Here is a 24,242-nt window from a genome sequence, read left to right as displayed (position 1 = left end):
GAGTCGCCTTTTTTATTTGTATCTGACTTCAATCAAATATTCAAAGAAGAAACTTGCTCTGCTCCAGTCATTCATTTATAAAGAAATATAATCAGGATACGCTGAATTAACAGGATGTTCAGGATATATGTACTCTACATAATATGGAAAGGATGACGTAGTGTAATCCATCCATGGCTGACTTTAAGGATTAAGTAAAACAATTTTTAATCCCGTTTATTCTTATCGAGAGCATCCGCTCGTGCCTTATCTCCTTTCAGAACTGCTTGAGATACAGCTTATTGAACCGCCTCCACTAATAGAATCCAATAAAAAAGCCCGAAGCCAACACTGACTCCGGGCTTACTTTACTTCAGTATTTCGGGGAGAACTCACATAGCTATTAATCCTTAGAGTTATCTACACCCGGTAAATTATTGGGCTGCTCGTGGTGAAACCACAGCGGACCAGTTTCCTGCTCTCGCGGCCACAGCTCATCGAGCGTCTCATCATCATACAAGCGCCCATTTTTCATTACATAATCTATCTCTTTGGTATTGCGCAGATTATCCAATGGATTCTCCGACAGAATCACCAGATCCGCTAACTTGCCTTCTTCAATACTACCGATATCCTGATCCAGTCCTAATGCTTCCGCACCTTTTAAAGTAGCAATCTGTAGTGCTTTATGAGGATTCATATCATCCCAGGCCATCGCCCAGAGCTCCCAGTGATAGCCAAGCCCCTGCAGCTGTCCGTGGCTACCGACCCCGGCAATACCACCGGCATCGATAATATCATTCACAATCTTTGAATGACGGTCCATCACATATTCATCCTCATGAAACCAACCGGCACCGCGCCTGCGCGTCTTGCTAACAAGATCGCGTTGCGGCGTAAAGTATTGCAACTTCTCGTTGTTGGATGGATCTTCATGCTCGTAAAAATAGTTTTCGGCCCATGGTCCGCCGTATGTAACAAGCAGCGTAGGCGTGTATGCCATCTTCGCCTCTGCTGTGGTCTTTATCACATCTTCATAAACAGGCGTAATGGGATAGTTATGCTCCTGACCGGGATAACCGTCAATAAGCATCGTCATATTTAATTTCATATTGAGTGATCCCTCGGTCGTCGGCATCAGCTCCTGCTCTTTGGCCGCTTGCAGTATCCACTGGCGCTGTTCGCGATTTCCCGCCACATACATTTTAATGGTCTTCGTATCATAATAAGTGCTATAACGCTTCATCACATCGCGGGCATGATCCAGATCTTCAATCTGCTCCGACCAGAAAACTCCCGGACCTGTTTGATAGATCCGCGGTCCCAGAATATCTCCTGTTTTCACCATATCAGCGTAGGTAATCAGATCGGTAGTGCTTGTTTGAGGATCACGCAAAGTAGTGACACCATACGCCAGATTAGCCATGAATGACCAAATCTGTGGCTGATGGAGATTACGGAACGGACGCACATGAGCATGGGTATCCACAAAACCGGGCACAATTGTTTTACCGCTCATATCGCGCACCTCGGCACCCGATGGAATCTCGACTTCACCACGCTGTGCCACTGCCTTAATACGATTATTATTAATAACCAGATCGGCATTTTCAATAACTTCATCCCCGTTCATGGTGATTACTCGCGCACCTCTAAGTACAATTGTGCCTTGAGGTAAATCACGGTTGGCTTCAATTTCAACATTCAGTTCCTCGGGCTTATAATCTTTAGGCCGATCCGGATCTTCCCCTTCATCGCCACTCTCCTCCTCATTTTCATTTTCTTCGCCTTCATCTTCCTCTTGGTCTTCTTGCTGGCGATCGTACCGCTCCTGCTCACGCTCTCGCTCGGCGGCTGCTTCAAGATCATACATAAAGTGTCCGTTGCCGATCGACCAGTGCACTGTATTGCTGTCCCATCCCCAGGCAGGGAACTGTCCGCCGATATCAGTCAGCTTGGATGCCGGAAAGGATGCCCTGTCGGGGTTGGCTACACTTATCTTAGGCATATCGCCGGTTAGCGGCACTGTTGCCGTGTACAGATCATTATTTACCTGAGCCAGCACCTGGTTACCATCAGGAGACATCAGAACTACAGAGGCTTCCTGCGGTGAACTGGATCCCGGAACTGTCTTGCCAATAATCTTTACATGCTTTTGCTCATCCGTACCGTCATATCGAATAGAAAGGAGTTCTCCATCATAATTCGACAGATATATCCGATTATCATCGTTGATAAAATGCGGATTACTGCGTCCGTCAGTACTGGCAATAAAATTAGCTGAACCACCATCCGATGGAATCCATACAAGATCTTCAGCCGAAAATGGGACATACGGACCCGGCGACTGATAATAGCTGCGGTCCTCACCGCGAACAGCTACAATCCGATCCTGTGTTTTCGACCACGCCAGATCCTGATAAATATCCGACTGCTCGGTAAGCTGTTCGGGCGTACCGCCATCAGAAGACACGCGATAAATATGTCCACCCACTTCAGGATCCCAGGTGGAAAATGCGATCCATTCTCCATCGGGAGACCATGTTGGAAACGCCTCGGTAAAATCAAAATCAGTGATTCGTTGTGGCGTACCATTCGGCAGGTCCATCACATACAGATCGTTCAGTACCGTAAAGGCAAGCTGACTGCCATCGGGCGAAGGCACTGCATCCCGAATCTGACGCGCTGTAAACTGTTCGGTATCCTCAATCGGATACTCAAAGTCGAGACGTGGCCCCAGATCAAGCTCAGTATCAACAGAAAAATTGATAGCAGTTGCTTCGGGATTTTCCTCAATAGGAATTCGCCATATCTTTCCGCCATATGAAGCAACTACCGCTTCATTGTCGGGTGTAAAATCGATGCGCGGCAGCACTCCCCGTGTTGCACGCGACTCCATATCATCGCGCTGGATCGGGTATGCCAGCCAACGTTCGTCGCCGGTTTCCAGGTTACGGATTCGCAGCCCTGTTTCAGTCTCGTAGCGTGTACCGTAAACTAACCATTGGGCATCACTCGAAAGAGTAGGGCGAAATGCCGAGCCGATTCGGGCTGTCTGTCGATCTCGTTCGCCGGTCTTACGATCATACTTTGCTATCTGATACTGCGGAAAAGTCGCATTATAATCCCAATCCCCCCTTCTCTGTGAAAACCATATGTACCTGCTGTCACCACCAAAAGCTGGTTCAATCATTTTTAAATTGTCGGGAGAACTCATCAGCTCTGTTCCACTTCCACCATCCACATGATAAAGCCGCAACTTATGAACACCACCGCGCAGATCAGCCCGGGCCGCAATTAAATAGTCACCATCTGGCGTCCACGTCGGACCCTGCATACGGTAATTATTGCCTTTGGTACGCTGCTCGGTCTCCTTCGTCTCCAGATCGAGAATCCAGATATTTTCTCCGCCACTGCGATCGGATATAAAAGCTACTTTGTTCCCGTCCGGGCTGTATTTCGGCTGGGAGTCAAATCCCAAACCCTTGGTAAGTTGTGTAGCTTCTCCACCCTCGACAGGAATCTCAAAGAGATTCCCCATGTAATCAAAAATGATTTTGTCGCCGTCGGGATGAACGTCGAGGGAGATCCAAGTGCCTTCATCAGTATTCAGTGCCACCGTACGTTCAGGATCCAGAGGTAGCTCTTTATGACTGGAATCAACTTTTGCATTCTGTGCACTTGCTAGAAAATTCATTCCAAGCAGAAATACTAACAGTGCAGATAATCCGACTAAAAAAGTACGTTTCATAGATTCTTTTATTTGTTGCAAGTGATTTATAGAGTTGAAAGTAAACATAAATAACTGAAACCAACCGATTTGTAAATACCTTTTAAGCAGGAAAGTCAAATATCCAGAGCTTTACAAATCCTCATATATCATGCTGTCCCAACAGACTTCGGGATAAACACCTGTAAGAAATTGGTCTCTTTAAGCTTTTAATAAAGATTTAGCACCAGACCCTTTATCCGCCGGCTGGCCCTGTGGAACACTTCGGATGTTCCACGGGCTGGCGGACAGAGTGACACCTAGTTTTGCAAAGCTCTAAGCTAATAAATATAGACTGAATTCCCTCTATTTATTCGATGTTTATATAATTTGCAATCATATCCGCCGCGGCTATTTATCCATTATGCCTATTATACGTTATCTACTCCTGGCAATACTAACAACCGGTTGTTTAAGTTCGGTGCAGGAATTATATCCTGAAAAAGAACAGCAACGACCAATCTCTGTCTTTGTGGTTAGTCATGGCTGGCATGTGGGGCTGGCTTTCGAGGCAAAGCATCTGAGAGAAAAACTTCCGCAGCATAATCAGTTGCCGAACGGTAAATTCCTGATGGTTGGCTGGGGCGATAACAAATATTATCCTTCGGAAAGAGGCGGCCTCGATCTTTTATTACGTGCTGCTTTTCTGCCAACCGGCAGCGTTATTCATCTGGTCGGATTTAATAGAAATGTGGATAAATACTTCACGAACAGCGATATCATTCGTGTACAGATAAGCAGAGAAGGAATGAAGGAGATGACCAACTATCTCGCGGATCGATTTGCATATAACTCCAATGGAGAACTGAAGTTTAGGGAGAAGGGACTTTATACCAACAGTGCTTTTTTTGAGGCAAGAGGATTCTATTTTTTTCCGCGTACATCCAACAAATGGACCGCCCGCGTACTGCGAAAAAGCGGATTTCCCATCACACCGTTCTATGCTATCACATCCGGGAATATCATTCAACAAGCTCGGAAGTCAGGAGAAGTTGTTCAACGACAGTAAACTTTGGTTTATGACTCCTGATACATCAGATTCAAATCAAAGAACTCCTTTAGCTCTTTTATCTTATTACGATTTACTTGCACTGTTACGCATCGTCCTTCTTTAACCGTTTCAATAAGTCCTGCATAACGCAACTCCTTCAGATGATGTGATAAGGTCGATTTATGAATACCAAGCAGATCTGTTAGCTCACCAAAATCACAGATGGGTTCCTCCAGTGAACAATCCTCTCCATCCGCATGACAACACTGGTACTCCTTCTGCATCAGTACCTGAATTATCTGGAGCCGATTCTCATGACTAAGGGCTTTAAACGATCGGGCTAACTCTTCCATCAACTACAAGTTTTTGGGTTGATTTTACATTGGCTAAGCTATCCAATAGTTTTATAGTTGTCAAACAATAAAACTAATTATTCATCCCATGGATATTGAAAATACCTTATTTGGCTCTCGTGCTCGATCGGGTCTGACATATGGAATCATTGCCACCTTCTTCATGACACTAATAATGCTTACTGGAATGATTACCGGCGTAAGCCCCATTCCCGAACCAATTCCAGCAGCCATCGCCCAAACGATACTGGGTGAACTTCCCCAGCCGGCACTAATGATTTCAGGCATGACTGCTCATTTTGCCTATGGAGCTATTGCAGGCTTAATCCTATTTCAAATTGCAGCGAAGAACTATCAAATATGGCAAGGACTGGCCTGGGGTGTTCTGTTGTGGTTAATTATGCACCTCTTGGTTTTGCCGTTTATCGGCTGGGGATTTTTTGCCAGTGCAATCAATATAAAGGTTATCCCCGCAACCTTAATTCTACATTTGGTATATGGCGGTATCCTGGGATATGGCCTTAAACATCAATATGAACACTCAACGCGTAAAGCATATCACTAATCCTAAAACCAAATCTATTTATAATGAGTAACAAAACACCACTTGCTTGCGATTTATCAGCTCTCAATGAGGACGAACTTGAGATTCACAAAACAAACGGTGAGAATGTTTTCACTTCTATCCAAGACATTCAAGAGCTGTCAGATGGCTATGCATTTCGTATTCCTACGGAAACAAAACTTATTGAGCAAGCCGGAGCCTTTATCGCCCGAGAGCGAAAATGTTGTCCCTTTTTCAACTTCGATCTGGAGGTAACGGCCGATCACGGACCTGTACGACTGAAGGTTACGGGAGATGGTCAGGTCAAGAAATTTATTAAACAAAATATGGTAGCTCAGATTGAATCGAATTGTGAAGATTGGGAAGAGGTTTAGCAGAAGACTTATATCCTCATTTTTATCATTGCCCCAAAGAAATCTACTTTCCATTAATCAGGATATTGCCACATTGAATTCACAATGACCACTATGACGTCATCCCGCACCCTGATGCGGGATCTCGAACAGCAAGAAAAGCAGCCATAGCAAATAATAAGAACAACGGCTATTAACAGATCCTAACGCTGGTTATATTCCTTAACAGTTTAAGGTTCATTGCCGCGCGAGATTGCGGATCAAGTCCGCAATGACGACCAGATTGTTCGAACTCTGTGGAATTCCCGCGCTAATGATGTGAGAGTCACTGATTCGCATAATTCTTCAACTATCCGGTTTTGAAGCCTCCACAAACATCAATTTCCAATATCGCCAGCTCCAGCTATCGGTTTGTCGGATATCAAAACCACTGCCAGTAAGCATCTGCTGGAGCTCTTCAAGCGACCTGGTCTCGATGTGCTCCGATTGAGTCCATTGAATTAACGTATTGACGATCCTGAACAACCCCGTCCTATTCCAATCCAGTATATAGAGAGCACCGCCAGGTTTGAGGATTTGATAAAATCGTTCTAAAACCTGTTGCTGATTTTGATAAAAATGAAAAGCATTAAGGCAGATAATTTTATCAATGGAATTCGGCTCATACGACAACTGGTCCGCTTTTTCATTTCCGAAACCAACTTTATCATTATCCACAAATCGCCGGCGGGCAACAGCCAGCATTTTCTCTGAAGGATCGTTAATAATAATTTGATCAAACGAGTAGCTGCGCTCGATAATCTGCTCTACAAGTAATCCGGTACCACCACTTACATCCAATATAGTATCTGAAGCATCAATATTAATTCGATCTAGCAGGACCCGGTGGGTATGTTCGAGATATTTCTGCCAACGTTTCTCATACTTACCGGCTGCACGATCATATTGCTCAATGGTAGATTCAGACAAAAGAAATCAGCTTTTAAGCAGTCGTGATGAATTCAGCAAAATACCGACGTCAGGCAGTGACTGGGCAGCCGCGGCCAACACCGGCGGAAGGAAACCGAATGCCGCCAATGATAATCCTGCAATATTATAAACGGTAGTAAAACCAAAATTCCATTTGATAACAGCCATTGTTTTCCGGGCGGATATCAATAGTTCGGGAACCAAATTCCAATCATCGCGCATTAAGGTAATATCGGCCGTTTCGATAGCTACGTCTGTACCCGTTGTACCCATAGCAATGCCCACATCAGCCTGGGCAAGCGCCGGTGCATCATTGATGCCGTCGCCGACCATCACTACCGTTTTGCCCTGAGCTTGATACTGTTTCGCAACTTCAATCTTGTCCTCCGGCAACAGTTCTGCCTGGAAATCGATATCCAGGCGTTCGGCCAGACTGCGTGCAGTCTCGGTATTATCCCCGGTTAACAGCTCAATGTGATCTATGCCCATTGATCTAATTTTCTGCAGGGCTTCGCCGACTTCGCTCCGTTCTGTATCTTTGGCTCCCAATAATCCCACTAAAACACCATCACGCTGAACCGTAATGACGGTCTGACCTTCACTTTTGAGCGCATTTATCTGCTGTCGAACTTCATCGCCCACGTTCTCTGTCAACCGTTCATTGCCCACCGTTACCGTTTGTCCGTTGAGCTGCGCTCGTACGCCGTTGCCGGTCAGCTCTTCAAATTGATCGGGATCTTTCAAAGCAAGGTGCCGCTGTTGGGCAGCATCAACAACAGCTTTTCCCAACGGATGCTCGGAATAGCGCTCGGCACTGGCGGCCATGATCAATAAGTCACCCGCTGAGTATCCATTAAGCGGCATGATCTCTGAAATTTCAGGTCGTCCAAATGTAAGCGTTCCTGTTTTATCGATCAGCAGGACATCGGCCCGCGCAAGTTCTTCGATATATTTTCCACCTTTGATCAGTACGCCCCGCTTGGCATTGGACCCAACTGATGCAAGCAAGGCTACCGGCGTTGCCAGGGCAAAAGCACAGGCACAGGCTACGACCATTACGGCGACGGTGGCCATTAAATCGCCGCTCAACAGATAGGTCAGCACCGCAACCACGGCCACCACCGGCAGGTAATAGGCCGAAAACTTGTCCGCAAATCGCTGTACGGCCCCCTTATGCGCTTCGGCTTCTTCAACCATGCTGATTATTTTGCCAAAGGTCGAATCACGTCCCACGGCATCGGCGCGAAGTAACAGTCGTCCGCCCTGGGCTATTGTGGAAGCAAAAACTTCAGATCCCGCCGTTTTCTCCACCGGCATCGATTCTCCGGTGATAGGCGACTCATCTACCGTGGCATGCCCTTCTAAAATAGTACCATCCACCGGAATTTGTCCACCGGGGCGCACCAAGATCCGGTCGCCTTTTTTTACTTCATCGATCGGGATCTCCTCTTCAGTTCCATTGCGAAGAACCGTCGCTTTCTGCGGGGCCAGCTCAGTCAGCGATCGAACTGAATCGCGCGCCTTGTCGGTCGTATAGCTTTCGATATAGTCGCCGGTACGCATAAAGAACACAACAATCGCAGCGGTTACCCATTCACCGGCCGCCAGTGCTGTTATGGCGCCCAAAGCCATCAGCGCGTGCGGCGTGACCATGCCTTTGCGAGCAGCCACCATAACCTGTTTAAACACGGGATACCCGATTGCCAGTACGAACAGTGCCCCCGCCCAGAACGGAATCCATTCGGTCGCGGTCTGGAACAACCCAAGCCATTCACCCGCAACTACAACAAGCAGAATTCCCCCGAAGACCAGTCCGAACAGACGAAACGACTTTTGTGCTATCTCCTGTAAATCTGCCTGTTCATCACCCGGCTGTGTTTTTTCATCGGGGATCTGATAGCCAATCTCTTCAACCGCCTTTCTGAATTCAGATATATCGGGTTGACGCAGACCTGTTGTGATTCGGGCTTTTTCTGAAGAAAGCAACACATCAGCCGATTCTACGCCCTCCACTTTTTCCAGCGCCTGCTGGACATTGCGCGCACAACCGCTGCAATCCATTCCTTTTACAGTAAATTCAATTTGTTTTGGCATCGTCTTCAGTTAAATCTTTTAAATATCGAATATCGAGCAAGGAACCGCAGAATTTTGAAGCTTCTTAATTCGACATTCATTATTCCTTCTTCTGCTGTTCATTAGTCGTACCGCGTGCATTCGTACACGCCTTTTGCAACCTCGGAAAGGAGCTGCTCGGACTGGGAAAGAATCGTATCAATACGTCCATCACTCAATCGGTAAAAAATATACCGGCCGTCTCGTTCGCTTTTTACCAGATCGCAATCGGACAGACAGCGCAGGTGGTTAGAGACATTTGACTGGGAAAGCTCCGTTGTTTCTACCAGCTCACTTACACTTTTGGGCCCTTCTCGCAGCGCTTCGATAATGCTGAGCCGGGACGGATCGGCAAAGCCTCGAAATAATTTGGCTTTTATCTGTAACTGCTGCTTATTTGTTGTTATTGCTGTTTCTGTTGACATAGTAGATATTATATCATTATATATTAATGTGTTAATGTAATCATTATTAAGCTAACACGAAAAGACAAAAGAAATTAACAGCGCAGAAATCAATTTCCGCGCTATTGATTTACCTGGCTAACTGCTATTTCCATCTGAACTAGTACAATTTTCCATATATCCTCATTGATATTTCTGTCATTTCGATGCCGCCTACTGTCGGCAGAGAAATCTTTGTTTTAAATATCTGAGCAACAAATTAAGTGCCTGAAAAAGGTTTCTCTTAAGGGTACCAGAACTAGATTTCTTATCCGTCCTACATAAACCACCACAGATGCAGTTTGCAACTTGTACCAGTGGATCGAGGGTACAACCCTCTCACAACTTCTGATATGATCTTTAATCCCACATTAATCCCACATTCCCTCGGGCACAATTTCCAAAGAATGTCCATCGGGATCGCGGAAATAGAAGGATTCGTATTTATCGCTCCAAGACTGCTCGTGTTCAATTTCGATACCTTGTTCTCTTATCTGTTCTTTTGTTTTTTTATATTCCTCTCTAGGCACTTCAAAAGCAATATGCAGTTTCCCTTCTCCATAATGAGCAGGTAACGTTTCTCCATTTTTTGTCGCTTCGGCATTGAAGCACAACAAAATGGATGAGCCTGCTTTAAAGAAGATATGGCGTCCTTCTTCTCTTGAAATGATTTCCAGACCCAGCTTTCCGTTGTAGAAATCCTCTGTGCGATCCAGATCCCGTACATAAAGAGCTGTTTCTTTAATCTGTGTAATCTGCTTCATAGATATAGAATTGGATTCACCCACCGATATCCGGCGGGTGTATTATCCTATAAAGGATCAACAGTAATCAGCTTAGCTGATCAATCCCGAATGAGTCCGCCGGGATAGGCTACCACACTTTCGTGTCCATCTTCACCGACCGCTGAAACTCCAAACAGGTAGTTGTCAATAACAATTCCTTCCAGTGTAAACTCACTAACATCTCCTACATACCGCGAATGCTCCCAAAGCGGAGCCGACGTGGGACGCCAGTAAATTTTATATCCCTTGATGAGATCACTGTCGGGCTTTTCCCAGCGCAATGTCGTAGAGGGCTGAACTGCACCGCCGATCTCCACATTTTGAGGCTGGGGTGGTGCCCAAGCCATCGAGGCCATTGCAGCGGCATTGACTGCCGTAAGTTTTTTAGCGTAGTCGAAATTCACGTGTTCAATCACATCGCCATATTCAATACCATCTTCCGTACGGATATCCTGGTGCTGCTGAGTATAATTTTCGTGAGCTTCCATAATTCGGACGCCGGCAAAACCTGCTTCATTAAACGGACGATGATGCCCGCCGCGTCCAAATCGATCCAGACGATAAATCAGCATGGGATTCATCTCCGGCATATACGTTTCGGTCGTCTCATAAATATAACGGGCCAGCTGACGCGAAATGCCGTCATTCTCTCCACCAAAAAAGCGTTTCATCTGAAGCTCACGCTCGCTTGCCTGCGAAGAGTAGGGCTCGGAAAAAATGCGGAAACTGCGATTGTCGATCACGCCGTCAACACCCTCAATATTTCCGATCATATCGTTATTCAGCACGCCAATGATATTCCAGCCTTCTTCCTGGGCCATCTCCGCCATATGACGTCCGCCGTACAGTCCCTGCTCTTCTCCCGAGAGTCCGGCAAGAATAATACTGTTTTCAAACTCATAGTTAGAAAGCACTCGTGCCAGCTCAATAGCTCCGGCCATTCCCGATGCATTATCATTCGCACCCGGTGCCGCTATTTCTTCGTCCATGATATCCGAAGCCCGGCTGTCGATATCGCCGCTCATAATGATGTAATTATTGGGATGCGTATTGCCTTTAAGCACCGCGTAAACATTTACCACCCATGTATCTTCATCAATGCGCGTGTCGGGATCCCCCTCCACCAGCGTACGCTGCTCGTGGACTTCCAAGCATCCTCCGCACTCGTCGCTGATCTTTTCAAACTCCTGCTTGATCCAGCGGCGTGCCGCCCCGATACCTCGCTCGTCTGAGGTGGTGTCAGACATGGTGTGACGCGTCTCGAAGTTAGCTAATGTTCGAATATCAGATTCCAAACGCTCAGCGCTTACTTCGTCAATAATATCATAGATCTCCGGATCGATGGTAAGATCCTGCGCCTCTAATGTATATGAGAAAACGAAGAACAGTAGAAAAGGAAGAAGCAAATAATGTTTCATAATAAAAAATGAGTTTGTTAAAAAGTCCCTGGATTATAGCATCCCGATGTATTTCAAATTATAAATTAAATAATAGCGGCAAAGATGCGAATCCGTTTCACATCTTATTACGTGCGGATGATTTAAAAGACATTTGCTACTCTGTTGACCAGAATTCTTGTTGCAGCGGGTTGGGCAGAGCACCGGGATGAGATATATATGACCTCCTTTTTATTTGAGCAGGCTTCCAGATCCAGAAAAACTGATACAAGTTACACCGCAGACAACTCATTATCCTTTGTTGTCACTCCGCCTGGGTAAATCATTCATGCCAGGAAGAAAAAACCGAAACTCACTTTAAGTGAGCTTTACAAAACATTAGCCTTGGATTTCTCCGGGAGAAGAACTTCAAATTATAATATTTATATTGACAGCAGGTATAAAACTCCCTACATTTAATCGTATATTTACGATATACAATTAATACCACTATGGCACTGACGAAAGCAAAGCTATTTAACAGATCCCAAAAAAGAACCGCCGAGCTGATGAAAGCGCTTGGGCATCCGGCCCGGATAGCGATTGTTGAGCTGCTATTGGAGCGTGACACCTGCATTTGCGGAGATATCACTGACAAACTGCCCCTGGCACAATCAACAGTCTCCCAACACCTTAAAGCGTTAAAAGAAGCCGGCATCATCAAAGGTGAAATTGACGGAGTACGCACCTGTTACTGCCTGAATGAAGAAGGCGTTAAGGAGATCAAAGAGCTTTTTACGAATTTAGTTACCAACATTACCACTGGAACCCAAGAATGCTGCTAATATGAGTACCAACGAACAATCACCTGAAGAATTAAAAGAAACAGTAAAAGCAAAGTACAACCAGATCAGTCAGCAGTCGAAGGAGTACAATGCCAGCTCCTGTTGTGGAGCGGGCGATAGCTCTGAAGAGGTCTATAATATCATGACTGACGATTACAGTTCGGTCGAGGGCTATAATCAGGATGCTGATTTGGGACTCGGCTGCGGACTGCCGACGCAGTTTGCCAAGATCAGTGAAGGTGATACGGTAATTGATCTGGGATCCGGTGCAGGCAACGACTGCTTTGTGGCTCGACACGAAACCGGTGCCGAAGGCAAAGTGCTGGGTATCGATTTTGCGGAAAAAATGATTGCCAAGGCGCGACAAAATGCCGAAAAGCTGGGATTCAACAATGTTGAATTCCGCTACGGAGATATCGAAGATATGCCGGTATCTGATGATATTGCCGATGTTATCGTCAGCAATTGTGTGCTGAACCTGGTGCCGAATAAAGAAAATGTCTTTTCGGAAATTTTTCGCGTACTCAAACCCGGCGGTCATTTCAGCATTTCAGATATTGTACTTGTTGGCGATCTTCCTGATGCGCTACGTGAAGATGCCGAAATGTATGCGGGCTGCGTGGCAGGAGCCATCCAGAAGGAGGAGTACCTGGGGTATATCGAAAAACTCGGCTTTGATAATATAACCATCCAGAAAGAAAAGACGATTGAAATTCCGGATGACATTTTGAGCCGATATCTCACAGAGGAAGAAATTAATGATTTTAGAAATGGCGACACCGGCATATACAGCATTACAGTTTTTGCTCAGAAATTTGGCGGTGAATCTGCATCCGAAAACACAAAACAGGAAATCAAGATGATTGACAAAGGGCCTGTCTGCGGACCGGGCTCTGATTGCTGTTAGTTAATTCTTTTTATTAACCGCAGAGATCGCGGAGGTATCCACAGAGGTTAGAAATAAATGAACTCTATGAATCCTCTGTGCCACCCTGCGGTACGATTTAAACCAACTATATAAATGTATCCAGAATTAAACGAGTACATCCAAACATTAAAAAATGATGTGCAAGCAATTGCGGAAAGCAGACGCGCAGAGTTAGAGCAAATCGCCGGTTATATCCGTAAAAAAATGGAAGAGGATAAAACCGCCAAGCTTAATTTCATCTGCACACACAACAGCCGGCGAAGTCATCTCTGCCAGATATGGGCTGCCGTACTGGCTGATTATTTCGGATTGGATAACGTACAAACTTTTTCGGGTGGAACTGAATCCACAGCCTTTAATCCACGAGCGGTAAATGCCATCCGGCGGGCGGGATTCAAAGTTGATAACACAGGCGGAGACAATCCCTGGTACGAAGTATACTCCGACAAGAACAAACAACCGCTGATTTGCTTCTCCAAGACGTTTGACGACACCGCTAATCCATCCAAAAACTTTGCGGCGGTTATGACCTGCTCTGATGCCGACAAAAACTGCCCGCATGTGCCAGGAGCAGAACAGCGGTTTTCGATCCCCTATATTGATCCCAAAGAATCAGACGGCACTGATCGGGAGACTGAAACCTACGATGAACGTTGTCGTCAGATTGCCACCGAAATGTACTACCTGATGTCAAACATCTGATCTCTCTAAGTAGGCTCGGTCGTTATCTCCCAATCTCATCTCATTTTGAGAAGTTCGTTTAAAAATAAAAAAAGTCATATCATCATTCTGATTCCTTCCATTAAGCCAGTAAGATGATACAGAATAAAGATGATCAATTATTTCTTTGGGAGAACGATCGATTGACTCTGAAATTAATTCTGACACACGATCATAGCCTAATATTTCCCCGTCCGTATTAAACAGTTCAGGCAAACCGTCTGTCATCAATACTACGACATCTCCCGGTTCAATCCGGGTTTCCTCCTTTTTGTAAGGAAAAGCGATTTTATTGCCCAAAGGTAGTCCCTTCAACTCATATTTATCAAAAGCTTTCTTTTCAGCACGGTAGATCAGCGCCGGCGGCATACCGGCTCCTGCAAGCTCAAGCGTATTGCCTGTAAGCCGCCCGATAGCAAAAGCCATATACAACTGACGGAAATCCATAAGACTGATAGAAAAAGATGCCCGCTTCAGAAAATCAACGATATCCATTGAAGTTGCATGCTCTGTAAACAACAATTTAATAGCAGTTACCATTACACTAGCCTGCATACCATGCCCCGTCGCATCACCAATGCCGAATGTCAATGCTCCATTATCGCTGACCTGATAATCGTAGTAATCACCCCCTACTTCGGATGCCGTTTTCATCGAAAACCAGAATTGGTAACCAGGGACTTCGGGAATTTTTTTGGGCAGCATATTCAATTGCATATTGCGCGCATTCTCGAGCTCTTCGCTTTTACGATGATATTCTACCTGCAGTTCTTCGGTACGTTTTCGGAGTCGGTTTTCTGCATTCAGGCGACGCAGTTCCGAAGCAGCTCGATCGGCAAATATGTTAAATAGCGTTACGTTTCTGGCTTCTTTGGGCATGGGCCGTGTATCCAGGACAGCTACATTTCCTAAAATATTGCCTTCCAAATCAAGTAGCGGGGCCCCCAGATAACTTGCCGCATTATTTGTTTTCATATCCGGATCATCAGGATAAATATCGAGAATATTGTCTGGAATATGATACAACTGTTTTTCAGAAAAAACTTTCTCGCAGGGCGTCCCCATAATTTCAAATTCATATCCATCGACATAATGATTATCCATCCACATCGATAACACGCGCGCTTTGCCGGGCTGCGGTAAAACTTCCGTCACCCAGGCTCCCTTGGTGCCAAGGGCTTCGGCCAGATTTTTCACAAGGGCACGGAAAAACTCTTCGCCTGTATGTGCTGAAGTGCCTTCAAGGATTTTTCGAAGAGCTATGTCTTCAAACATATCGGCGGATATTTCTTGCTTATTCATATTTATCCACTTTAGATATTCTCCATAACTACAAAATAAACCTTAACTATTATTCACACATTACCAGTTGTTTTTATTCAACTTATGGGAAGTTACATCAGATTGATATGTTCTCAAACTAAAAAATATGTATGGTGAAAATTCACTGACGAGAGAGAATACAGTTACACAAAGAAGACGGTACATTACGTTGAATCGTGCTTAAAAAACTATAGATGTTTTTGAGACTTAATGCTCAGGATTTCAGCTTATATTTTCCTGTATATTTTTTTACTTCATTTCTTGTTACTGTATATCAGTTATTAGGGTTATCAAGAGTTATGATTTCTTTACGGGCAGTTCCTCCAGCATCCATTCGGGAAATCCCTCATCCAAACGTTTGGCATTGAAGCCTTTCTCATCAAGCAGTTCCACAGCTTCATCGGCAAAGACACAAAAGGGGCCCCGACAGTAAGCCACAACTTCCTGATCTTCGGGAAGCTCATTAAGTTTTTCGGAGAGCTCTTCAACCGGAATATTTAATGCACCAGCAATATGCCCCTCGTTAAACTCCTGCTCGGGACGAACATCCAACACTGTAACTTCTTCTTCCTTCATCTTTCTGGCCAGCTCCTCACTAGAAAGAGTTTCCAGCGATTTCTTTGACTCGCGGAAACGCCGCATCGTTCGCTCAATTTCTGCCATGCGCTCTATACCAAGATCCCGCAATGCTTTCCATGCCTTATAAACGCTTTCCCCGGCCAAACCATAATAGATATAGTTTCCGTCGCGACGCGTTTCCACCAGCTGAACCTGCTTTAACACCTGCAGATGCTGCGAAGCATTGGCAGTGGAGACGTCGGTTTGATCGGCAATTTCCGCCACTGAAAATTCACCCTGGGCCAACAATTCCAAAATTTCAAGTCGGTGTGGATTTGACATTGCCTTCACTATCCTTGCCAGCTCCTGGTATATTTTATTTTTATAGGTCCTTTTTTCCATGATTTCTAGCTTCCTTAGTTAAATGAAACAAAAATATAATTAAACGTATACAACTATTCAATTAAACTATTGAATAGTTTATTTGATCCTTTTAAATTAACACGAGAAAGCTAATTGAAGATACTCTTCAATCATGTATACAGTAGACCCTGATCAAAAAGTTGCCGAAATAATCGAACATCATCCTCAAACCTATTCTGTGTTCAGTAAATATGGATGTCCGGACATGCGTGATGGATTCTTTTCGCTGATGGCTCGAATTATGAGTATTCGCAATGCAGCCCGCATTCACAGGATAGAACTGGAAGATCTATTAAAGGACCTTGAACAAGAAATAAATAACTAGTTACTACCATAGGTAATCATGGAATCACTTCTCGCAGCTTTACAGCAAACACAGGTTGTAGCCATGTTAGCAGGACTGCTCCTGCTATTTCTATGGGAAAGCCTGCACCCTTTTTATGAACATTTCCGGGGAGATTTCAAAACAAGAGGCAAGCACGCCATGCGTAATCTGATAATGGGTGCGCTAAATTCTACGCTGGTTGCCGTAGTATTTGTGGGGCTCTGGTTTGCCGCATCGGTATGGGCCGATGATTTCCGTTTCGGAATTATGCACTGGCTGCAGGATGCGTTTAGGCTTCCGGCGTGGGCTCATGCCTTGGGAGCACTATTGCTATTTGATGCCTGGAGTTACATCTGGCACCGCATGAATCATGAAATCCCATTCTTCTGGCGCTTTCACCGCGTTCACCACTCCGATCCCAATATGGATGTCACGACAGCCAATAGGTTTCATATCGGTGAAATCTTCTTTTCTTCGCTATTTCGAATCCCGCTGATCGCTCTTCTGGGGATCTACCTGTGGGAACTGGTGCTTTATGAGACGCTCATGTTCGCAGTTGTTCAGTTTCACCATTCCGATATCAGTATTCCGGAGAAAATTGATCGCGTGCTGCGGGCTGTCATTGTTTCCCCAAATATGCATCGAGTACACCATTCGCGCTGGCGGCCGGAGACCGACTCCAACTATAGTTCACTATTTTCGTTTTGGGATCGGATTGCGCGAACCTTCAGGCACAATCCTAATCCACAAAATATAGAGCTGGGACTGGAAGAGTTTGATGACGATGACGATCAAACAGTCCGCGGCATGCTGCGTACACCAATTGTGAAACAGAAAAGAAATAAACACGTAATTGATAAGTTCTGAAATCGGAAGGTTAATCAAAACTCTCAATTCACATGCTATCATCAATTAAAAACTACTTGGCGCACCAAGCACGAAAACCATCAGGATGGGTAGGCCGCACTATATTTCCCCGCATTTTCAACAAAGACAATAAGGAGATGGAGCAGTTCGGACTGGAGCTTATGAGTCCCATCACAAATGATCGTATTCTTGAAATCGGATTCGGAAACGGGCGTCTCATCTCTGAAATGATGCCGCAGATCAACGATGGCAAAGTTTTTGGTATTGATATATCTGAAGAGATGGTTTCGCTGGCTGCCAAACGCAATAAGCATTGGATTCAAAACGAAAAACTGGAACTACGAAAAGCTTCCGTGGCCAATATTCCCTATCCGGATAATCACTTTGATAAAGTGTTCACTTGCAATACGATCTATTTCTGGACAAACCCCCTGGAAAATGCCAGAGAAATCCGACGCGTACTTAAATCGGACGGGCAGTTGTACTGTGCCATGCGAATGAAGGAGCGAATGGAATCGCTAACTTCAGTTATCAGAGAAAACAGGGATGTTTTCCGCAATCTATATAATAAAGCAGAAATTAAAGAGCTGTTAAAAGCGGCGAACTTTCAAAATGTGAAGCTTCATTCAAGAACTACTGATTCAGAGACTATTTATGTGATTAGCGGAGTTGGTTGACAATTTAATCTCTGAACTATAATTAGTAATAGAAAATTTAGGATTAAATACTTATTCATCAATAAATTCTAAAAAAGGATCTGAAAAATGAACAAGTATCTATCATTCGTTCTTGTATTTCTGTTTCTTCCCTTCACAATTTCGACTGAAATCATTGACACAGAGAATTCCTCCGAACAGCCGGAGATTCTTTGGGATGAATGGGGTGTTCCTCACATATATTCGAACAATAATGAGGCGCTTGGGTACGGCTTCGGGTGGGCACAGATGGAAAGTTATGGAAATGACATACTCAAACTTTACGCACTGGCACGAGGAGATGGTGCAAAATACTGGGGAAAAGAATATCTGTCCTCCGATCGGTTACTACACAAAATCGGTATTCCCCAAAATGCCGGAGCTGTACTTGAACAACAACCGCCGGAATTCCGAAAGTACCTTCATGCTTTTGCAAAGGGAGTGAATGATTACGCCCGGGAACATCCGCAATTAATTGATGATGATGTACAGGAAGTACTACCAGTTAAAACGGAAGATCTCATAAAACATTCTCAAAGAATGATGTTCACCTTTGTCAGCTCGTCTGGCAACAGAACTCCAATATTAAATTTGAACGGCCTGCCGCCCGATGCACCCATGGGATCAAATACAATGGCAATTGGCCCATCGAAATCACAAACTGGCAATGCCATGCTGTATCAAAATCCGCATCTGCCATGGGATATTCCTTTTATGCGATTTTATGAAGCTCATTTAAACGGACCAAACAATAATTTGTACGGAAGCACCCTGATAGGCTCACCAGTTATCATCATCGGCTTTAACCAGAATCTGGGATGGTCTCACACGATTAATACTGTTGATGTGCTGGATACCTATGAGTTACAAATTGAAGATAACGGTTATCGCTTTAATGGGGATATCCTGAAATTTGAAACTTCTCAACGAATTATAGACATCCGGAAAGAAGACGGAACAATATCAAAAGATACTGTGGAAATACGCCGTTCCAAGCATGGTCCCGTGATCCAATATACAGATAGTTCAGCTGTTGCAATTCGTTCTCCTTTGTTCGAACGACACGGTATGCTTCATCAGTTTTGGGAAATGGGTCAGTCACAAAATTTCGAGCAGTTTCAATCGGCACTTAAACGATTACAGATCCCCATGCTGACCACCACCTATGCAGATCGGGACGGGAATATTTACTATTTATTTAATGGACAAGTGCCCGACCGGTCATCTGGAAACTTCAACGATTGGCAGAAACCAATTTCCGGTGACACATCGGCTACACTTTGGTCAGAATTACATGACTTTGATGAACTGCCACAAATACATAATCCAGAGAGTGGATTTGTTCAAAATTCAAACAGTCCGCCCTGGTTTGCAACAATACCTTCGCCACTGAATCCTGATGATTATCCGGAGTATATGGCACCGGAATGGCTACTTCCCCGAGAACAGCGCGGACTTGAGATGTTGCTTACCAGCAATACAATAAGTTTTGAAGACCTAATTGATATCCGTTACTCCAACAAAATGTTTTTGGCCGACAAGGTTCTTGACGATCTTATTTCCGCTTCCAACAGATCAGAGGACTCTCTAACTGTGGCAGCGGCCAATGTATTGGAAAACTGGGACCGCAAAGCAGATCCTGACAGTAAGGGAGCATTGCTGTTCACCTTATGGGCCCTGGAACAATGCAGGGGACCGATTTCAAATTTTTGCGATTTTGAACAGCCCTGGAATCCGGACAAACCACTGGATACACCTGCCGGTCTTAACAAACCAGATAGCGCTGCAGTACTTCTGGGAAAAGTAGCCGCAAAAATCGATGACCAATATGGAAAGTTGGATGTACAATGGGGTGAAGCAATGAGATTATCGGATGATATCCCCGGTACAGGAGCTCCTGGTGATCCACTTGGGGTTTATCACGTCGTGCAATACAACTATGCAGACAACGGCATTTACCGTCCAGCTTTTGGGGATACCTGGAGTGCTGTTATTGAGTTTACCGAAGACGGACCGCGAGCAGAAGGGATTATGTCATATGGAAATTCCAATCATCCAGATTCTCTGAAAAACAATAGTCAGTTAAAACTGATTTCCAATAAAGAGATGCGTCCGGTTTGGTTCACTCGTGACCAAGTAGAGAAAAATTTAGAAAAAAGAACAGACTTAAGCTTTGCAAATAAATGACATAGCAAAATCTTCCCGACCTGATGTGTAATATCTCCGACAATTGAGGCAATATCTCCAAGCAATAAACATTAAAAATTTTTAATGTTTATACAGTTTATTACATTGATGGAAACGTTGGCTTGTTAGAAAAAACAAAACAGATGGGTACGGAAGAGAAAAGGCAACAGCCTACATTATGGAAACCCCTCACATTTGATCTGTTACTTTCCCATTATTCTTTCAAACATAAGCGGGTTTGGGGACTTTTTGCGGTATGGATTGCTGCGATTACTGGTACTTTAGCTGCAACAATCTATTTACTGCCTAATGAATGGATGTCAGTAACAGACAGCAGAGCAAATGTAATGAAGTTCTTTCTTTTTAATCCAGCCCTGATCCTGGGAATGCTCCTCTTTTTCTGGTTTGGATTTGAGTGGGGTTTTATCCCTATTTTCTTATGCTCATTTATCATCGCTTTCCACTCGAGTATGCCTTGGGGATGGGCGCTTATCTTTGCGATTGCTTTTGTACTCGGATTAGCTATCTGCGCAATGGCCTACCAGGGATTCACTATCTCCTATAATCTCCGGAATTTCAGGAGCATCGCCTTCTTTGTTTCCATTATGTTTATTGCATCTATCGGAAGTTCTCTCGGTTCTTTCATCTGGAGCTTTACGCATCAGCTTTCTGCTTATGAGACCATCATGATATGGAAAAGCTGGTGGAGCGGATCATTTATACAATCAATACTCATTATCGGTCCTGCTCTTTGGCTGTTTACCCCCTATCTAGAAGGTCTTAAAAAACGCTGGTTTGCAATCCCCGGCCGACAACAACTATCATTAAAATGGGTATCCGGGGCTGTAGCATCGATAACAGGAGCACTGGCCTTATTTATCTTTTCCGGTAAATACCTGGGAAAGCTCAGGGTACAGGAAGTGATGAGAGAAGAACAATCGGCCACAGTAATCGACGTGGTCAATGCGTTGGAATCGTTCGAGATTATTTCGTGGATATCCATAGCCATTATTCTTCTTACGGGATATGGTGCTTTCAAACTTATCGGTGGATGGAATGAACAACTATCCGAAGAAGTCGAAAAAAGAACCCGGCAACTCAATGAAAGTCAGCAAAAGCTAAAAGAATCACTTGAGGAAAAAGAAGTACTGTTGCAAGAGATTCATCACCGGGTTAAAAATAATATGGCACTGGTAAGTGCTCTGCTGGAGTTACAAGAACGGACCACTGCCAAAAATGGAGACGCAACTTCTTTTCAAACCGCCCGATCACGTATAAAATCTATGGCTCTGGCCCACGAGGCTCTTTATGAAAATGAGAGATTCTCTGATATTAGTATGAAAGAGTACATCAAACGCATCAGTAGTTTAACCCACCGATCATTCACAAATAAAGAGGTAGATATCGATCTGAAGTTTAAGTTGGAAGATGCCAAACTGGAAATGGCACAGTCTATTCCACTGGGTTTAGTCATTAATGAGATCCTGATTAATGCACACAAACATGCTTTTACAGGAAAATCTCAAGGATGTATTGAGCTGGAAAGTATTGTTGATGAGAATGGCCATATTAATATCTTTATCCGTGATGATGGAGTGGGCCTGCCAAAACCTCCGGAAAAACTCGGCTCTAATTCACTGGGAATGACCCTGATCAAAAAATTTACAAAGCAATTAAAAGCTGATCTCTCCATCGAGTCTGAAAAGGATAAGGGCACAACATTTAGCCTGGTTTTCCAAAGCTGATCTATACAACCGCATCTAATCAAAAGATAAGTTCAACAAATTCCTGTTTTAAAACAGACATCTATATTCTAAAACTATATGTACAAAGCTTCTCAAATCCTATAAGTTCGCATCTCTCATCTTCCATCTTCAGCTGGGAACATAAGATAAGGCATAACGTACAAATTATAGATTCTGGGCATGTTTTGACATTTATATCATTCATGGTATCAGCCCAGCTATTTACGAAACCGGCCCTTAGAGAGCGACGCCAAATCCGCCGGATGATATTGGTAAAGAAGTGCTTTGATGGTATTAAGATGTTCTTCACAATATACCTGAATTCGGCGATAACTTTGTTTAGATCCCAAAACCTCCAAGAATTTTTCTTGGAGGTTTTTTATAATCTGTCCCGTTAGGTGTTTCATACCACCATCGATCGCCCTCCTTCAAATGCATTCGAACCAACATGTATGATCACAAATGTCTTCTCAATACCCACTACTCAATACTACATAAAGATCTAACGATCAAGATCTTTATGAATTTTTAGCAGTTCCACAATCTTAAGAGAGTTTAATAATGAGTAGCAACGCAGTTTGTAAAAATGGTGTTATGTAAAATCTTGTTGTTGGGACAAGAAATTAATTTACAATGCAAACTAATTATATGATTTTCTGATCTGATCATTTAATTCATTGAATAATCAGGAAACCTATGAATGATTTTTTAAGCCATTTGGAATGCTCTAAAACGGGACGCACCTACAACGCTGATATTTTGCAGAATCTTTCTGATGCCGGGGCCCCATTGCTAGCTCGTTACGATCTCGAGGCTGTGGCCCAAAATTTAGATAAACACGACTTGCAGTCAAGAGAATCCAGCATGTGGCGCTACCGGGAACTGCTTCCTGTAAAAGATAATAAGTATCAAATTACGCTGGGAGAAGGATTCACTCCCCTCCAGAAAACAGCTAACCTGGGCTCACACTTTGGCTTCTCGAAATTATTTGTGAAAGATGAGTCAATTAACCCTACCGGCTCATTCAAAGTACGCGGACTTTCAGCAGCTCTCAGCGCTGCACTTGAACGAGGCGCAGAAAAATTTGCTATTCCTTCGGCGGGCAATGCAGCGGGAGCTCTCTCGGCTTATGCAGCTGCAGCCGGAGTACCTGCCTTTGTATTTATGCCGGATGATACACCACAAGCCTTTAAACTAGAGTGTGAGTACTACGGTGCAAATGTCGAGCTAATAGATGGATTGATTGACGACTGCGGAGCCATTGTAAGCGAACGCAAGGAGCAGGAAGGGTGGTACGAAGTATCCACTTTAAAAGAACCGTACCGGCTCGAAGGTAAAAAAACCATGGGTTATGAGCTGGCCGAACAATTTAACTGGAAGCTTCCGGATGTGATTGTGTACCCGACCGGTGGAGGAACCGGACTCATCGGCATGTGGAAAGCTTTCGATGAACTCGAAGAGATGGGATGGATCGGCTCTGAAAGGCCCCGCATGGTAGTCGTTCAATCGGAAGGATGTGCTCCCATGGTCAAGGCTTTTAATGAAAATAAAGAGCACGCCGATGAGTGGGAAAATCCTGAAACCGTGGCATCGGGATTACGCGTACCGGGGGCTGTCGGAGATTTTCTCATCCTGAAAGCATTGAGAGAAACAAATGGTACTGCTGTTGCTGTATCCGACGAAGAGCTCATCGAATTTTCACGCCTGATGGCCGAGCGAACCGGTATCTTTCCGGCCCCCGAAGGCGGGGCTACCCTTGCAGCACTCATAAAGCTAAAAGAGCGCCAGTGGGTGAAAGATGATGAAGAGGTAGTGCTGTTTAATACAGGAACCGGATTTAAGTACATGGAAGCACTGAATCAACAGCAAAAACTGGAAAAAGAGATAGTTGAATAGATGATTCTTTTCCCTGTAATTAGTTGCTCAAAGTA

General features: G+C 44.4%; 21 protein-coding genes. 12 read left to right on the top strand and 9 right to left on the bottom strand.

Annotation, left to right across the window (positions count from 1 at the left end; translation table 11 throughout):
- Positions 1-382: 382 nt before the first annotated feature.
- Complete coding sequence (locus ACT3ID_RS02375; protein WP_491540375.1) at positions 383-3,730, bottom strand: amidohydrolase family protein; 3,348 nt, start codon at positions 3,728-3,730, stop codon at positions 383-385.
- A 382-nt stretch (positions 3,731-4,112) separates the two neighbouring features.
- Here ACT3ID_RS02375 and ACT3ID_RS02370 point away from each other — a divergent pair, with 382 nt between their 5' ends.
- The gene (locus tag ACT3ID_RS02370) at positions 4,113-4,757 is read left to right on the top strand and encodes a DUF2459 domain-containing protein (RefSeq protein ID WP_491540374.1); all 645 of its coding nucleotides are present in this window, start codon (positions 4,113-4,115) and stop codon (positions 4,755-4,757) included.
- 8 nt (positions 4,758-4,765) lie between these two features.
- On the opposite strand, the gene ACT3ID_RS02365 is transcribed toward ACT3ID_RS02370, so the two are convergent.
- The gene (locus ACT3ID_RS02365) at positions 4,766-5,092 is read right to left on the bottom strand and encodes an ArsR/SmtB family transcription factor (protein WP_491540373.1); all 327 of its coding nucleotides are present in this window, start codon (positions 5,090-5,092) and stop codon (positions 4,766-4,768) included.
- Positions 5,093-5,180: 88 nt separating this feature from the next.
- Between ACT3ID_RS02365 and ACT3ID_RS02360 the strand changes: the two genes are divergently transcribed.
- Together ACT3ID_RS02360 and ACT3ID_RS02355 are read left to right on the top strand one after the other, a co-directional pair.
- Positions 5,181-5,657 carry a YqhR family membrane protein gene (locus tag ACT3ID_RS02360; protein ID WP_491540372.1) on the top strand — a complete coding sequence of 159 codons (477 nt, stop codon included), beginning with the start codon at positions 5,181-5,183 and terminating at the stop codon, positions 5,655-5,657.
- Positions 5,658-5,680: 23 nt separating this feature from the next.
- The gene (locus ACT3ID_RS02355; RefSeq protein ID WP_491540371.1) at positions 5,681-6,031 is read left to right on the top strand and encodes a hypothetical protein; all 351 of its coding nucleotides are present in this window, start codon (positions 5,681-5,683) and stop codon (positions 6,029-6,031) included.
- Positions 6,032-6,355: 324 nt separating this feature from the next.
- Here ACT3ID_RS02355 and ACT3ID_RS02350 read toward each other — a convergent pair whose 3' ends face one another.
- The 5 genes from ACT3ID_RS02350 to ACT3ID_RS02330 form a co-directional block, all read right to left on the bottom strand.
- Positions 6,356-6,979: a class I SAM-dependent methyltransferase gene (locus tag ACT3ID_RS02350; protein WP_491540370.1), complete on the bottom strand. Its 624-nt coding sequence runs from the start codon at positions 6,977-6,979 to the stop codon at positions 6,356-6,358.
- A gap of 6 nt (positions 6,980-6,985) precedes the next feature.
- On the bottom strand, positions 6,986-9,073 hold the full coding sequence (locus ACT3ID_RS02345; protein WP_491540369.1) for a heavy metal translocating P-type ATPase: 2,088 nt from the start codon (positions 9,071-9,073) through the stop codon (positions 6,986-6,988).
- 101 nt (positions 9,074-9,174) lie between these two features.
- The gene (locus tag ACT3ID_RS02340) at positions 9,175-9,516 is read right to left on the bottom strand and encodes an ArsR/SmtB family transcription factor (protein WP_491540368.1); all 342 of its coding nucleotides are present in this window, start codon (positions 9,514-9,516) and stop codon (positions 9,175-9,177) included.
- Positions 9,517-9,905: 389 nt separating this feature from the next.
- The gene (locus tag ACT3ID_RS02335) at positions 9,906-10,298 is read right to left on the bottom strand and encodes a VOC family protein (protein ID WP_491540367.1); all 393 of its coding nucleotides are present in this window, start codon (positions 10,296-10,298) and stop codon (positions 9,906-9,908) included.
- Positions 10,299-10,378: 80 nt separating this feature from the next.
- Positions 10,379-11,737, bottom strand: a complete 1,359-nt coding sequence (locus ACT3ID_RS02330; RefSeq protein WP_491540366.1) for a M28 family metallopeptidase — start codon at positions 11,735-11,737, stop codon at positions 10,379-10,381.
- Positions 11,738-12,207: 470 nt separating this feature from the next.
- On the opposite strand from ACT3ID_RS02330, the gene ACT3ID_RS02325 reads away from it, so the two are divergent.
- From ACT3ID_RS02325 to ACT3ID_RS02315, 3 genes are all read left to right on the top strand, one after another.
- Entirely contained in the window at positions 12,208-12,540 is a 333-nt protein-coding gene (locus tag ACT3ID_RS02325; protein ID WP_491540365.1) for an ArsR/SmtB family transcription factor, read from the top strand.
- 1 nt (position 12,541) lies between these two features.
- Positions 12,542-13,447, top strand: a complete 906-nt coding sequence (locus ACT3ID_RS02320) for an arsenite methyltransferase (RefSeq protein ID WP_491540364.1) — start codon at positions 12,542-12,544, stop codon at positions 13,445-13,447.
- Between the two features lie 114 nt (positions 13,448-13,561).
- Positions 13,562-14,170 (top strand): low molecular weight phosphatase family protein, encoded by a 609-nt coding sequence (locus ACT3ID_RS02315; RefSeq protein WP_491540363.1) that lies wholly within the window; start codon positions 13,562-13,564, stop codon positions 14,168-14,170.
- On the opposite strand, the gene ACT3ID_RS02310 is transcribed toward ACT3ID_RS02315, so the two are convergent.
- Together ACT3ID_RS02310 and ACT3ID_RS02305 are read right to left on the bottom strand one after the other, a co-directional pair.
- On the bottom strand, positions 14,159-15,490 hold the full coding sequence (locus tag ACT3ID_RS02310; protein WP_491540362.1) for a GAF domain-containing SpoIIE family protein phosphatase: 1,332 nt from the start codon (positions 15,488-15,490) through the stop codon (positions 14,159-14,161). The genes ACT3ID_RS02315 and ACT3ID_RS02310 overlap by 12 nt on opposite strands.
- A 318-nt stretch (positions 15,491-15,808) precedes the next feature.
- The gene (locus ACT3ID_RS02305; protein WP_491540361.1) at positions 15,809-16,471 is read right to left on the bottom strand and encodes an ArsR/SmtB family transcription factor; all 663 of its coding nucleotides are present in this window, start codon (positions 16,469-16,471) and stop codon (positions 15,809-15,811) included.
- A 133-nt stretch (positions 16,472-16,604) separates the two neighbouring features.
- Between ACT3ID_RS02305 and ACT3ID_RS02300 the strand changes: the two genes are divergently transcribed.
- The 6 genes from ACT3ID_RS02300 (at position 16,605) to ACT3ID_RS02275 (ending at position 24,207) form a co-directional block, all read left to right on the top strand.
- Complete coding sequence (locus ACT3ID_RS02300) at positions 16,605-16,817, top strand: DUF1858 domain-containing protein (RefSeq protein ID WP_491540360.1); 213 nt, start codon at positions 16,605-16,607, stop codon at positions 16,815-16,817.
- An 18-nt stretch (positions 16,818-16,835) separates the two neighbouring features.
- Positions 16,836-17,684: a sterol desaturase family protein gene (locus ACT3ID_RS02295; protein ID WP_491540359.1), complete on the top strand. Its 849-nt coding sequence runs from the start codon at positions 16,836-16,838 to the stop codon at positions 17,682-17,684.
- Positions 17,685-17,716: 32 nt separating this feature from the next.
- The gene (locus ACT3ID_RS02290) at positions 17,717-18,361 is read left to right on the top strand and encodes a class I SAM-dependent methyltransferase (RefSeq protein WP_491540358.1); all 645 of its coding nucleotides are present in this window, start codon (positions 17,717-17,719) and stop codon (positions 18,359-18,361) included.
- 87 nt (positions 18,362-18,448) lie between these two features.
- Positions 18,449-20,566: an acylase gene (locus ACT3ID_RS02285; protein ID WP_491540357.1), complete on the top strand. Its 2,118-nt coding sequence runs from the start codon at positions 18,449-18,451 to the stop codon at positions 20,564-20,566.
- 143 nt (positions 20,567-20,709) lie between these two features.
- Positions 20,710-22,311, top strand: a complete 1,602-nt coding sequence (locus ACT3ID_RS02280; protein ID WP_491540356.1) for a histidine kinase dimerization/phosphoacceptor domain -containing protein — start codon at positions 20,710-20,712, stop codon at positions 22,309-22,311.
- A gap of 696 nt (positions 22,312-23,007) precedes the next feature.
- On the top strand, positions 23,008-24,207 hold the full coding sequence (locus ACT3ID_RS02275) for a threonine synthase (RefSeq protein WP_491540355.1): 1,200 nt from the start codon (positions 23,008-23,010) through the stop codon (positions 24,205-24,207).
- The last annotated feature ends 35 nt before the right edge of the window (positions 24,208-24,242 follow it).

This window comes from Fodinibius sp. GM108, assembly GCF_058386985.1.
The sequence above is the reverse complement of the archived record's forward strand: the minus strand, read 5'-3'. Positions and strand labels throughout refer to the sequence as shown.

Bases quoted from the DNA above. Each gene is read 5' to 3' on its own strand.
- ACT3ID_RS02305 (WP_491540361.1), bottom strand. From the start codon at position 16,471: ATGGAAAAAAGGACCTATAAAAATAAAATATACCAGGAGCTGGCAAGG.
- ACT3ID_RS02355 (WP_491540371.1), top strand. From the start codon at position 5,681: ATGAGTAACAAAACACCACTTGCTTGCGATTTATCAGCTCTCAATGAG.
- ACT3ID_RS02320 (WP_491540364.1), top strand. From the start codon at position 12,542: ATGAGTACCAACGAACAATCACCTGAAGAATTAAAAGAAACAGTAAAA.
- ACT3ID_RS02370 (WP_491540374.1), top strand. From the start codon at position 4,113: ATGCCTATTATACGTTATCTACTCCTGGCAATACTAACAACCGGTTGT.
- ACT3ID_RS02300 (WP_491540360.1), top strand. From the start codon at position 16,605: ATGTATACAGTAGACCCTGATCAAAAAGTTGCCGAAATAATCGAACAT.
- ACT3ID_RS02280 (WP_491540356.1), top strand. From the start codon at position 20,710: ATGGGTACGGAAGAGAAAAGGCAACAGCCTACATTATGGAAACCCCTC.
- ACT3ID_RS02315 (WP_491540363.1), top strand. From the start codon at position 13,562: ATGTATCCAGAATTAAACGAGTACATCCAAACATTAAAAAATGATGTG.
- ACT3ID_RS02290 (WP_491540358.1), top strand. From the start codon at position 17,717: ATGCTATCATCAATTAAAAACTACTTGGCGCACCAAGCACGAAAACCA.
- ACT3ID_RS02310 (WP_491540362.1), bottom strand. From the start codon at position 15,490: ATGAATAAGCAAGAAATATCCGCCGATATGTTTGAAGACATAGCTCTT.
- ACT3ID_RS02330 (WP_491540366.1), bottom strand. From the start codon at position 11,737: ATGAAACATTATTTGCTTCTTCCTTTTCTACTGTTCTTCGTTTTCTCA.
- ACT3ID_RS02285 (WP_491540357.1), top strand. From the start codon at position 18,449: ATGAACAAGTATCTATCATTCGTTCTTGTATTTCTGTTTCTTCCCTTC.
- ACT3ID_RS02340 (WP_491540368.1), bottom strand. From the start codon at position 9,516: ATGTCAACAGAAACAGCAATAACAACAAATAAGCAGCAGTTACAGATA.
- ACT3ID_RS02335 (WP_491540367.1), bottom strand. From the start codon at position 10,298: ATGAAGCAGATTACACAGATTAAAGAAACAGCTCTTTATGTACGGGAT.
- ACT3ID_RS02325 (WP_491540365.1), top strand. From the start codon at position 12,208: ATGGCACTGACGAAAGCAAAGCTATTTAACAGATCCCAAAAAAGAACC.
- ACT3ID_RS02295 (WP_491540359.1), top strand. From the start codon at position 16,836: ATGGAATCACTTCTCGCAGCTTTACAGCAAACACAGGTTGTAGCCATG.
- ACT3ID_RS02345 (WP_491540369.1), bottom strand. From the start codon at position 9,073: ATGCCAAAACAAATTGAATTTACTGTAAAAGGAATGGATTGCAGCGGT.
- ACT3ID_RS02275 (WP_491540355.1), top strand. From the start codon at position 23,008: ATGAATGATTTTTTAAGCCATTTGGAATGCTCTAAAACGGGACGCACC.
- ACT3ID_RS02365 (WP_491540373.1), bottom strand. From the start codon at position 5,092: ATGGAAGAGTTAGCCCGATCGTTTAAAGCCCTTAGTCATGAGAATCGG.
- ACT3ID_RS02375 (WP_491540375.1), bottom strand. From the start codon at position 3,730: ATGAAACGTACTTTTTTAGTCGGATTATCTGCACTGTTAGTATTTCTG.
- ACT3ID_RS02360 (WP_491540372.1), top strand. From the start codon at position 5,181: ATGGATATTGAAAATACCTTATTTGGCTCTCGTGCTCGATCGGGTCTG.